At 67.9% G+C, this 11,582-nt stretch carries 9 protein-coding genes; 2 read left to right on the top strand and 7 right to left on the bottom strand.

The window, feature by feature from the left end; translation table 11 throughout:
* Positions 1–19 precede the first annotated feature (19 nt).
* Positions 20–1,072: a 3-isopropylmalate dehydrogenase gene (locus tag RCH21_RS02110; protein ID WP_326963003.1), complete on the bottom strand. Its 1,053-nt coding sequence runs from the start codon at positions 1,070–1,072 to the stop codon at positions 20–22.
* 246 nt (positions 1,073–1,318) lie between these two features.
* Here RCH21_RS02110 and RCH21_RS02105 point away from each other — a divergent pair, with 246 nt between their 5' ends.
* Both RCH21_RS02105 and RCH21_RS02100 read left to right on the top strand, forming a co-directional pair.
* Positions 1,319–3,040: an ATP-binding protein gene (locus RCH21_RS02105; protein ID WP_326963002.1), complete on the top strand. Its 1,722-nt coding sequence runs from the start codon at positions 1,319–1,321 to the stop codon at positions 3,038–3,040.
* A 30-nt stretch (positions 3,041–3,070) separates the two neighbouring features.
* The gene (locus tag RCH21_RS02100) at positions 3,071–3,619 is read left to right on the top strand and encodes a hypothetical protein (protein WP_326963001.1); all 549 of its coding nucleotides are present in this window, start codon (positions 3,071–3,073) and stop codon (positions 3,617–3,619) included.
* Positions 3,620–3,686: 67 nt separating this feature from the next.
* Here RCH21_RS02100 and metG read toward each other — a convergent pair whose 3' ends face one another.
* From metG to RCH21_RS02070, 6 genes are all read right to left on the bottom strand, one after another.
* The gene (gene metG, locus RCH21_RS02095) at positions 3,687–5,261 is read right to left on the bottom strand and encodes a methionine--tRNA ligase (protein WP_326963000.1); all 1,575 of its coding nucleotides are present in this window, start codon (positions 5,259–5,261) and stop codon (positions 3,687–3,689) included.
* 78 nt (positions 5,262–5,339) lie between these two features.
* Complete coding sequence (locus RCH21_RS02090; RefSeq protein ID WP_326962999.1) at positions 5,340–6,269, bottom strand: acetamidase/formamidase family protein; 930 nt, start codon at positions 6,267–6,269, stop codon at positions 5,340–5,342.
* Positions 6,270–6,323: 54 nt separating this feature from the next.
* Positions 6,324–7,916, bottom strand: coding sequence for a phosphoglycerate dehydrogenase (gene serA, locus RCH21_RS02085; protein ID WP_326962998.1), 1,593 nt, complete (start codon positions 7,914–7,916; stop codon positions 6,324–6,326).
* A 142-nt stretch (positions 7,917–8,058) separates the two neighbouring features.
* Positions 8,059–9,084 carry a ketol-acid reductoisomerase gene (ilvC, locus tag RCH21_RS02080; protein WP_120147884.1) on the bottom strand — a complete coding sequence of 342 codons (1,026 nt, stop codon included), beginning with the start codon at positions 9,082–9,084 and terminating at the stop codon, positions 8,059–8,061.
* A gap of 60 nt (positions 9,085–9,144) precedes the next feature.
* A complete protein-coding gene (gene ilvN / locus RCH21_RS02075; RefSeq protein ID WP_326962997.1) occupies positions 9,145–9,657 on the bottom strand; it encodes an acetolactate synthase small subunit in 513 nt (170 codons plus the stop codon).
* A gap of 2 nt (positions 9,658–9,659) precedes the next feature.
* Positions 9,660–11,546, bottom strand: a complete 1,887-nt coding sequence (locus RCH21_RS02070; RefSeq protein ID WP_326962996.1) for an acetolactate synthase large subunit — start codon at positions 11,544–11,546, stop codon at positions 9,660–9,662.
* Positions 11,547–11,582 lie beyond the last annotated feature (36 nt).

Genomic DNA, 11,582 nt, shown 5'->3' with positions numbered 1-11,582 from the left:
TTAGTGATGTGTAACCACCTTAGGACACGGCAGCGGCAATAGCATCGCCGACGGCGGCCGTCCTCCGGTCCGTGGTGCGGGACGAGATGTCCTCCTCCACGGCCCGCTCGATCCTCGCGGCGTGCTCGTCGAGACCGAGGTGCCGGAGCAGGAGCGCCGCAGACAGGATTGCGGCGGTCGGGTCGGCGATCTGCCGGCCGGCGATATCGGGCGCCGACCCGTGCACGGGTTCGAACATCGAGGGCGCGGTGCGATCCATGTTGAGGTTCGCGGACGCCGCAAGCCCGATCCCGCCGGAGACAGCCGCTGCCAGGTCGGTCACGATGTCGCCGAACAGGTTGTCCGTCACGATCACGTCGAAGCGCGACGGATCGGTGACGAGGAAGATCATCGCCGCGTCCACGTGCAGGTAGTCATGGCTGACGTCGGGGAACTCGGCGGCGACGGCCTCGACGGTGCGCTTCCACAGGTGGCCTGCATAGACGAGGACGTTGTGCTTGTGTACCAGCGTCAGCTTCCTGCGGCGCGCCGACGCCCGCGTAAACGCATCGCGGACCACACGCTCCACGCCGAATGCCGTGTTGAGTGAGACCTCGGTGGCCACCTCGTGCGGCGTCCCTCCGCGCAGCGTTCCTCCGTTGCCGGTATAGGGGCCTTCGGTCCCCTCCCGAACCACGATGAAATCGATGACACCGGGAGCAGCCAGCGGACTGGGCACCCCGGGATACAGGCGTGAGGGTCGCAGGTTCACGAAATGATCCAGGGAGAAGCGGAGCTTCAGCAGGAATTCGCGCTCGATGAGCCCGGACGGGATACGCGTATCTCCAGGAGCCGCGCCCACCGCCCCGAACAGGATGGCGTCATGGCCCCTGAGTTTTCCGAGGGTCTCGTCGGAGAGCGTCTCCCCCGTCTCGAGCCAGTGCTGTGCGCCGAGTGTGTACTCGGTCAGCGTCAGGCGGACGTCGTCGCCCGCGACAGCCCGCAGCACCTTGACGGCCTCCGCGGTCACTTCGGGGCCGATCCCGTCCCCGGGGATGACGGCGAGGTCGATACTGCGGCGCGCATCAGTCATGGCTCCAGCGTAGGAAAGCGCGCGGGGCGGTCACAATCGGTCCGCAGGGTGAGACAACTCCACCCGGGGTCGGCGGAGCAGTGGGAGGAACGGAGCGGCGCCACCCGGGGCGGAGCACCGACCGTGCGCAGCCGCTCCTGTCGGTCCTGACCGACAGGCCACGGACGGGACGTCCCGCATCCCCGCGCCGCGCGCATGCGCGACCTATATTGTGAGGACAGCTCAGCAGAGGTCGGGAAGGACACCGTGGCGCAGGACGAAGTACGTGGACGTCGAGGTGACGCCTCCGCCGTCGTCGCCTCCGCATCCGGCAACGAACGCGCACACCTCAAGCGTCTCCTCGAGGACGGCGGCCTCCCGACCAGGACGGTCACCACGGCAGCCTCGCTCCTCGACGAGGTACTCACGGCCCGGCCCGACGTCCTGCTCGTCGATGTCTTCCTGGCCCTCGCGTACGCGGACTCACTCGCCGACACCATCGCCCAGCACCCACAACTCACCGACCTGCCCGTGATCCTCCTGCTGCCCGAGGGCGGCGCCGGCGAGCTCCCGGATACGCTCGCGCCTTCCCTCTCCGACGTCGTCTTCCGACCGCTGGAGGCCACGGAGGTGCTGCAACGGACCCGATCCGCGATTGCGCGGCGACGGCACCGTCAGGCGCAGAGGGCATCATCCGAGCGGCTGCGCGAAGACATGCGCAGGATCTCGGCCCGCATCCGGGCGACGAACGATCCGGCCGTGATAGTGGACCAGTTCCTGCCGGCGGTCGGCCAGGCCCTCGACGCACACCACGTGGCACTGCAGGTCTTCGACGACGACCGCGTTGCAGCGCACAGCTGCAGCTGGACCAGGGACACCGATGATGGAGCAGCTATCGCGGCTCCGCTCCGGACCCACCAGGAAGCGTCGCTCGCACTCGCACTCGAACTGTGGGAGGACACGGCGACCGCATCCTTCAGCTCCGGACCAGCGGCCGCGCCACAACGGGACGACATCCCCCCGCCGGAATGGATACTCCACCACGCGCGGGCGGATCCCGCGAGCCTGCGAGGGGACGACCGGACGATGCACGGTGTCGTGGCGGCCCTCGGCGAGGGAGACACTCCGTTCGGGCTGCTGTGGATCATGAGTGAGGAGACACCGCTGACCTGGACCGGCGTCGAGGCAGCACTCACGCAGCACGTCCTCGGCAACCTCGCACACGGGCTGATCCAGGCGCAGCTGATCTCCCGGCAGCAGCAGGCCGTACGCAAGCTGCGCGCCCTCAACCAGGCGAAGAGCGACTTCGTCGGCACGGTGAATCACGAGCTGCGAACACCCCTAGCATCCATTGCCGGCTACCTCGAGATGATCATCGATGGCGTCGGGGGCGAGCTGCCGCCGGAAGCGCACACCATGCTGCAGGCCGTCGAGCGCAACACCGCCAAGCTGAGCCAGCTGATCGACAACATTTCTGCGCTCTCCGCCCGGGAGACCGACGCGTCCGAGCATGGTCCCGTCGACATCGTGCACCTCGTCTCGGAGCTGACCAGCCGCGCGGTGCTGCAGGCCGCTGCAGGCGGCATCACACTCGACTGCGCCCTCCCAGACCGGTTGGTCACGGTTTCCGGTGACCGCGGGCAGCTGTCGGCGGCCCTCGCGGTGGTCCTGTCTAACGCCATCAAGTTCACCCAGCAGGAGGGCACCGTCTCCGTGCGGCTGACGCAGGAGCCCGACCACGAACACGTCGTCATCGTCGTGCAGGATACGGGGATCGGCATCCCCGCGGATGACCTCCCCCGTCTGTTCGACGCTTTCCATCGGGCGTCGAATGCGACACCTGCCCTTCCGGGCGCGGGCGTCGGACTGAGCATCGCCAAGAAGACGCTCGAGGACCACCACGGAACTATCACGATCGAATCCAGCCTGGGCGTCGGCACGTCGGTGGCGATCACGCTACCGCTGCTGAACCACGCTGCCGTAGGCTGACGAGCTGGACTCCGCACGGAAGGAACGCTCATGACCGCGGCAGCGAACCGCATACCGGTGCGCCAGTTGGATCTGGACACCCTCCTGCCTTACCTCGACCTCCATCTCGTCGGTGCGACCAACGGCGTTCGCCTGTTCCGGGCGGCGGGCCTCTCCTGGGCCGGGACACCGTACGAGGAGGACTTCACGCGGCTGCGGCAGGAGATCAGCGAGGAGCGCACATTCCTCAAGCGACTCATCAAGGCTCTCGGTCATCGGCCGAGCCTCGTCAAGATGACCCTTGCCAGGGTCCTCTCCGTCATCGCCGACCTGGATCCCCTCAACCCCAAACGGCGGAAGGCGAGCGCGGGCGCGCAACTCGAGCTCGAGGCCCTGCAGTCACTGCTGAAGGGGAAGGAAGCGCTCTGGTCGACGCTCCTGGCACTCTCTCCTGCAGGATCGGGACAGCAGGCGAACATGGCGGAGACAGTCCTCAATACACCGGTCCTGGAGCGGCTCCTCGAAGCCTCCAAGCGACAGCAGGACACGGTTGCCCGCGTCATGACCGAGACGGCGCCGGCCCGCTTCCTGCAGCAGTAGCCGGGCATCACCCTGCAGTAGCCCGGGTATGACCCTGCGGTGGTCCGGCGGCGACCGCAGGGGCGCCTCACTCCCCCGCGGGTCCTTCGTACTTGGGGAAGACGGGCGACGGAGCGGGCAGCCGGGTCCCGGCCCCGATGTGCCGGCCCAGCGCCTCGAAGCGGCGCAGCGCATCGTCGCCGTCGGTACCCTGCCCCAGTGCGGTGAGGATCTGGCCCGCGCTGGTCGGCATCACGGGCTGCGCGAGGATCGAGACCACCCGGAGCACCTCCAGCGTCACGTAGAGCACGGTGTTCATCCGCTCGGGGTCCGTCTTGCGGAGGACCCAAGGCTGCTGGTCGGCGAAGTACGCGTTCGTGTCGCCGAGCACCGTCCAGACCGCCTCGAGTGCGCGGGAGAACTCCTGGCGGTCGTAGGCCGATCGGCTCGCGTCGAGCAGGGCGTGCGCCTGATCGAGGATCCCGGTATCGGCGGGTGACAGCGGGCCCGGCTCTGGCACGGCACCGCCGCAGTTCTTGGCGACCATCGAGAGCGAGCGCTGCGCGAGGTTGCCGAAGTTGTTCGCGAGGTCGGAATTCATGCGCCCCACGACCGCCTCATGGCTGTACGAGCCGTCGGCTCCGAAGGGGACCTCACGGAGCAGGAAGAAGCGGACCTGGTCCAGGCCGTACTGGTCCACCCAGTCACCCGGCGCCACCGTGTTGCCCAACGATTTGGACATCTTGACGCCGCGGTTGTGCAGGAACCCGTGAATCATGACGCGCTTCGGCACCTCGAGGCCCGCGGACATCAGGAAGGCGGGCCAGTAGATGGCGTGGAAGCGTGAGATGTCCTTGCCGATGACATGCACGTCGGCGGGCCAGAACTTCCGGAAGGTCTCCGATCCGGTGTCCGGGTATCCGACGCCGGTCAGGTAGTTCGTGAGTGCATCCACCCACACGTACATGACATGGCGGTCGTTGCCCGGAACGGGGACGCCCCAGTCGAAGGTGGTGCGGCTGATGGAGAGGTCCTCGAGCCCACGCCGCACGAAAGAGATGACCTCGTTGAAGCGGGGCTGTGGCGCACCGAACTCGGGCTGCGACCCGTAGAGGTCCAGCAGCTTCTGCTGGTAGGCCGAGAGCCGGAAGAAGTAGCTCTCCTCCTCGGTCCAGGTGACCTCCGTGTCGGTCTCCCTCGCGTACCGCACGCCGTCCTCGCGGACCTCGGTCTCGTCCTCGCCCCAGAACGCCTCGTCCCGCACGGAGTACCAGCCGGCGTACTTGTCGAGATAGATGTCCCCGTTCGCCTCCATGCGCTTCCATATCTCGGTCGCGGCGGCGTAGTGGTCCTCGTCCGTGGTACGGATGAAGCGATCGTAGGACGTTCCGACGACGTCGTTCATGTCACGGAACGCAAGTGCGTTGCGGGTGGCCAACTCGCGAACGGGGATGCCCTCGCGGTCCGCTGCCTGCTGCATCTTCAGGCCGTGCTCATCCGTCCCCGTCAGGTACATGACGTCGAACCCGTCCAGGCGCTTGAAGCGCGCCATGGCGTCGACGGCGATGGTCTCGTAGGCGTGCCCGATATGCGGGACGCCGTTCGGGTAGGAGATGGCCGTGGTGATGTAGAACGGAGGTTTGGCGTCAGCAGCGGGAGTCACCCTATGAAATTACCCCGCGGGACCTCCATTTGCCCAAGTGCGGCAGGGGGGCAAGGACAGGTCGGCCGTCTCCGGCAGTCACTCGACGACGACGGCGTCGAGTCCCAGCACCGCGTGGACGCCCCAGGTCCGGTTGGCGATCTGAGTGATACGGAGGTCGACGACGGAACTGGCGAGGGCCAGCGCCGTCTTCCGTTCCAGTCCGTACAACTGCTGCAGCCAGGTCAGCATCGCACCGAGCGCTTCCGCCGTCGCCCTGTTCAGGTCGGCATCGAATCCGAAGGTGATGCGGGCGGTCGGGGTGAGCGCATGGATGCTGCTGAGCGGCGCATCGCGGACGACGTCGACGGTGAGCGTCGTCGTCATGCCGCACTCGATCGCGGTGCCACCGACCTCGCCGTCACCCTGCGCGGCGTGCCCGTCGCCGAGGTGCAGGAGCGCGCCGGGTACGGTGACGGGCAGGAACAGCGTGGACCCGGCCGTCAGCTCGCGGCAATCGATATTGCCGCCGCCGGCGGCGCGGGGAGGGGTGGTGGAGTGTTCTCCGGGCTCCACGGGCGGCAGGCCCACGACGCCGAGGAACGGCGCGAGCCGGACGGTGTGGCCGTGCTGGTTCGTCCCGGTCCCGGCGTCGCGGTCGAGGTCCCACAGCAGCCAGGCGGGCTCCGACCCCTCGATGCCCAGGCTGTGGGCGAAGGCGTCGTCCCGACTGCCCCCGGCGGTCCAGCCCCAGTCCGCTGTTTCGACGGCGTCGAACCGGAGGGCGAGCACGTCACCCGCGGTGGTTCCGGCTACCTCGATGGGGCCCGTGAGCGCGTGCCCCCGGCGATCAGGGAACCGGTAGGGCGTCGTCGCGCCGGGGGCGGACTGCCGTTCGAGGTGCCCCCAGGCGTCCAGGGACTCGACGATCACGCGGTCGCCGGGTTCGATCGTCAGCACGGGTGCGGTGTCCCGGGACAGGACTTGCGTCGCGGTCGCCTGCTGGGCAAGGAGCCGGTGGGTCGCCATGGGAGCGCATTCCTCGGGAACGTCGATCAGGTGACAGCGGTCATGGGACTTCGATCAGTCCTGCAGGTCCACTTCGCGGGCCACGGATGCACCGATCTCGGCGCGTATGGCGTCGAGGACCTCCTGGGGCACGGAGCTGTCCACGGTCAGGAGGGACAGCGCCTGGCCCCCCTCCTTGTTCCGTGCCACCTGCATGCCGGCGATGTTGATGCCGCGCTCACCGAGCAGGCGACCGAGCGTCCCGATGACACCGGGCCGGTCGGCGTACAGCAGCACCAGGAGGTGGTCGCTGATGGGGATCTCGAGCTCGTAGCCGTTGACGCCGACGAGCTTCTCCACCTGCTTCGGCCCGGTCAGGGTACCGGCCACCGAGATCTGCGAGCCATCGGACAGAGCGCCGCGCAACCGGAGCACGTTGCGGTACTCCTCGGACTCCGGTGTGGTGATGAGCCGTGAGGTGATACCGCGCTGCTCCGCGAGGATCGGTGCGTTCACGTAGGACACCTGCTCCGACACGACGTCGGTGAAGACGCCCTTCAGGGCGGCGAGTTCGAGGGCCTTCACGTCGAGGGACGCGATCTCGCCGGCGACCTCGATGTCGATCTGCGTCAGCGAGTCGTGCGTCAGGGCGGTGAAGATGCGTCCCAGCTTCTCCATGAGCGGAATGCCGGGCCGGACGGCCGGGTCGATGACGCCGCCGGCCACGTTGACGGCGTCGGGCACGAGTTCTCCGGCCAGGGCGAGCCGCACGGACTTCGCCACCGAGACGCCGGCCTTCTCCTGGGCCTCCTCCGTCGAGGCACCGAGGTGAGGTGTGACCACCACGCTGTCATGGGCGAAGAAGGGGAGGTCGGTGCTGGGCTCCTGCACGAAGACATCGACGCCGGCTCCGGCGATCCGGCCCTCCTCGAGCGCCGTGTGGAGGGCCGCCTCGTCGACGAGTCCGCCACGGGCGACATTGACGACGTACGCGGTGTCCTTCATGAGGGCGAATGCGTCGGCGCCGAGCATGCCCACGGTCTCGGGGGTCTTCGGCATGTGGATGGTGACGAAGTCCGATTCGCGGAGCAGTTCGTCGAGTGTCACCAGGCGGACGTTGAGCTGCGCTGCCCGGGCCGAGGTCACGTAGGGGTCGTAGGCGAGGATCTGCGTGCCGAAGCCCTGGAGGCGTGCCGCAACGAGCGCACCGATGCGACCGAGGCCGATGATGCCGATGTTCTTCTCGTAGAGCTCCGTGCCGGAGTACTTGGAGCGCTTCCACTCCCCCGCCTTCAAGGCCGCACTGGCCTGCGGAATGTTCCTCGCGAGGCTGAGGATGTGGCCGACCGTCAGTTCTGCCGCGGAGATGATGTTCGACGTCGGGGCGTTGACCACCATGACGCCCGCCTGCGTCGCGGCCTTGATGTCGACGTTGTCCAGGCCGACGCCGGCGCGCGCGATGACCTTCAGCTTCGGCGCCGCGCTGATAGCTTCCGCGTCCATCCGCGTCGCCGAGCGCACCAGGACGGCGTCGACGTCGGCGAGTGCGCCGAGGAGCTGCGCGCGGTCCGCTCCGTCAGTGCTGCGGATCTCGAAATCGGGGCCGAGGGCCTCGACGGTGGCGGGTGAGAGTTCCTCGGCGATGAGGACGACGGGCTTCGGGGTCACGGGGAGTTCCTTCTGGGGTGTGGCAGAGGGCGGCTGGCTGGGAACGGCCGGGCGCTGCGGACCCGGGCCGGACATGGGACCGGCAGGGCACCTGCTCGTCGCTGAGCGTTGAACACGTGCCCTGCCGGGGAGGGATCAGGCGCTAGCGCGCGACCGAGCCCTCGGTGTAGTCATCGTTCGTCTTGATCCACGAGAAGAGCTTGCGGAGCTCGCGGCCCGTGCTCTCGATCGGGTGGTCCTCACCCTTCTTGCGCAGCTCGGTGAACTCGGGCGCGCCGGCGTCCTGGTCGTCGATGAAGCGCTTCGCGAAGGCACCGCTCTGGATGTCCGCGAGGACGGCCTTCATGTTCTCCTTGACCTCGGGCGTGATCACGCGCGGGCCGGAGACGTAGTCGCCGTACTCCGCGGTGTCGGAGACGCTCCAGCGCTGCTTGGCGATGCCACCCTCGACCATGAGGTCGACGATCAGCTTGAGCTCGTGCAGCACCTCGAAGTAGGCGACCTCGGGCTTGTAGCCGGCCTCGGTCAGCGTCTCGAAGCCGTACTGGATCAGCTGCGACGCACCACCGCACAGGACGGCCTGCTCGCCGAAGAGGTCGGTCTCGGTCTCCTCGGTGAAGGTGGTCTCGATGACGCCGGCACGGGTGCCGCCGATGGCCTTCGCGTAGGACAGCGCGAGGTCGCGCGCCTTGCCGGTGGCATCCTGCTCGACGGCGATGAGGTCGGGAACGCCGCGTCCGGCCTCGAACTCGCGTCGGACGATATGCCCCGGGCCCTTGGGTGCCACGAGCGCGACGTCGACGTCGGACGGAGGCTGGATGTAGCCGTAGCGGATGTTGAAGCCGTGGCCGAAGAACAGGGCGTCGCCGGCCTGCAGGTTCGGGGCGATGTCGTCCTTATACACGTGGCGCTGCACCTGGTCCGGGGTGAGCACCATGATGAGGTCCGCCTCGGCGGTCGCCTCGGCCACCGAGAGGACGCGGAGCCCCTCCGCCTCGGCCTTGGCGCGCGACGCCGATCCTTCCTTCAGTCCGACGCGCACGTCGACGCCGGAGTCACGCAGGCTGAGGGCGTGGGCATGGCCCTGGCTGCCGTAGCCGATGACGGCCACGGTGCGGCCCTGGATGATCGAAAGATCTGCATCGTCGTCATAGAACATCTCGGTCACGGGTGTTTCTCCTTGGGGTGGGTGGTGCTGGAAAGGAAGGGGTAGCGCTCGGAAGCGCTGTCAGGCGCTGCGGAGGGCGCGGTCGCTCATCGACTTGGCCCCGCGGCCGATCGCGAGGGTGCCCGACTGGACGATCTCGCGGACGCCGAACGGCTCGAGCACGGACAGGAGCGCCGAGAGCTTCTCCGGTGTGCCCGTCGCCTCGATGATCAGCGAATCGGTGGCGACGTCGACGACGGAGGCGCGGAACAGGTCCGCGGCTTGCGTGACCTGCAGCCGGGTCGCGGCGTCGGCCCTGACCTTGACCAGGATGTGGTCGCGCTGCACCGACTGCTCGGTGGTCAGCTCGACGATCTTGATCACGTTGATGAGCTTGTTCAGCTGCTTGGTGACCTGCTCGAGGAGTTCCTCCTCGGCCTCCACCACAACGGTGATGCGGGACATCCCCGCGACTTCGGTCGGTCCGACCGCAAGCGAGTTGATGTTGAACGCACGCCGGGCGAACAGGCTGGCGACGCGGGTCAGGACGCCGGGAACGTCCTCGACGAGCACGGAAAGGGTGTGTCGTGCCATGGTCAGTCCTCCTGCTCCCAGGTCGGGGTCATGTTGCGGGCAATCTGGATGAGGTCGTTGCTGACGCCCGAGGGCACCATCGGCCACACCATCGAGTCGCGGCTGACCACGAAGTCGATGACGACAGGGCGGTCGTTGATCGCAAGGGCCTGCTGGATGGTGGCGTCGATGTCCTCGTCGCGCTCACAGCGCAGCCCCACGCAGCCGTAGGCATCGGCGAGCTTCACGAAGTCGGGCACACGAACGGTGTCGTGCCCGGTATTGAGGTCCGTGTTGGAGTAGCGCCCCTCGTAGAAGAGGGTCTGCCACTGCCGCACCATACCGAGGGACGAATTGTTGATGACCGCGACCTTGATGGGGATGTTGTTGATGACGCAGGTGGCCAGTTCCTGGTTGGTCATCTGGAAACAGCCGTCGCCGTCGATGGCCCAGACCACGCGGTCCGGGTTGCCGACCTTCGCTCCCATGGCTGCCGGGACCGAGTAGCCCATGGTGCCGAGGCCGCCCGAGTTCAGCCAGGCGTGGGGACGCTCGTACTGGATGAACTGTGCTGCCCACATCTGGTGCTGGCCGACTCCGGAGACGAAGACGCCCTCCGGGCCGGTGAGTTCGCCGATGCGCTTGATGACCTGCTGGGGTGCCGACAGGCCGTCATCGGGCTGGGTGAAGCCGACCGGGTAGGTCTCACGCAGGTGGTTGATGGTCCTCCACCAGGCGGAGATGTCGGGCCGTTCCTGCGTTCCGAAGCTTTCGCGGACGGCTGCGGTCAGCTCGGGGATGATCTCCTTGACGGACCCGACGATGGGCACGTCGGCCGTGCGGTTCTTCGAGATCTCGGCCGGGTCGATGTCGGCGTGGATGACCTTGGCGTTCGGCGCGAAGCTGGAGAGCACGCCGGTGACGCGGTCGTCGAAGCGGGCTCCGAGTGTGATGAGGAGGTCCGCCTGCTGCAGGGCCGTGACAGCGGAGACCGAGCCGTGCATGCCGGGCATGCCCACGTGCTGGTCGTGGGAGTCCGGGAAGACGCCGCGGGCCATCAGCGTCGTCACCACGGGCGCGCCGACGAGCTCGGCGAGCTCCTTCAACTCGGCGGACGCATGGGCCTTGACCACGCCTCCGCCTACGTAGAAGACGGGGCGCTGCGAGCCGCTGATGAGGCGTGCGGCCTCGCGGACCTGCTTCGAGTGCCCGCGCATCACCGGGCGGTAGCCGGGGATGTCCACCTTGGGCGGCCAGGAGAAGATCATCGTCGACTGCTGCGCATCCTTGGCGATATCGACGAGCACCGGACCGGGGCGTCCGGTCGTCGCGATATGGAAGGCCTCGGCGAGGACGCGGGGGATGTCCTGCGCCTTGGTCACGAGGTAGGAGTGCTTGGTGATCGGCATCGTGATGCCGACGATGTCCGCTTCCTGGAACGCGTCCGATCCGATGAAGGCGCTCGAGACCTGGCCCGTGATGGCGACCATGGGCACGGAATCCATGTGGGCGTCGGCGATGGCCGTCACGAGGTTGGTAGCACCCGGGCCCGAGGTCACGATGCAGACTCCGGGGCGGCCGGTCACCATGGCGTAGCCCTGCGCTGCGTGGCCCGCACCCTGCTCGTGGCGCACGAGGATGTGGCGGAGTTTCGTGGAGGCCAGGAGCGGGTCGTACGTGGGAAGGATCGCCCCGCCGGGAAGACCGAAGACGTCGTCGACTCCGAGTTCCTCGAGGGACCGGACGATCGCGGCGGACCCGAGCATCTCGGTGGGCGCCACGACGGTGTTGGACCCTCGGACGGCGCTCACCGGGACGACGGGCGTGGCCGCGGTCTCGCGCGCGGGTGCTGCGGGAGGTGCTGGTCTTGCTGCCAACAGCGCTGGGCTGATGGGCGATCCCTTGGACATCTCAGACTTCCTTCGGAACGTGTGCTGCACTGCTGC

Origin of the sequence: Arthrobacter sp. PL16 (genome assembly GCF_035985055.1) — a bacterium.
GTDB lineage: Bacteria > Actinomycetota > Actinomycetes > Actinomycetales > Micrococcaceae > Arthrobacter_D > Arthrobacter_D cheniae.
This window is presented reverse-complemented; position numbering and strand designations above follow the sequence as displayed.

Excerpts from the sequence above, each read along its gene's own strand:
- RCH21_RS02110 (WP_326963003.1), bottom strand. The coding sequence starts at position 1,072 with ATGACTGATGCGCGCCGCAGTATCGACCTCGCCGTCATCCCCGGGGAC.
- RCH21_RS02100 (WP_326963001.1), top strand. The coding sequence starts at position 3,071 with ATGACCGCGGCAGCGAACCGCATACCGGTGCGCCAGTTGGATCTGGAC.
- RCH21_RS02090 (WP_326962999.1), bottom strand. The coding sequence starts at position 6,269 with ATGGCGACCCACCGGCTCCTTGCCCAGCAGGCGACCGCGACGCAAGTC.
- ilvN (WP_326962997.1), bottom strand. The coding sequence starts at position 9,657 with ATGGCACGACACACCCTTTCCGTGCTCGTCGAGGACGTTCCCGGCGTC.
- RCH21_RS02070 (WP_326962996.1), bottom strand. The coding sequence starts at position 11,546 with ATGTCCAAGGGATCGCCCATCAGCCCAGCGCTGTTGGCAGCAAGACCA.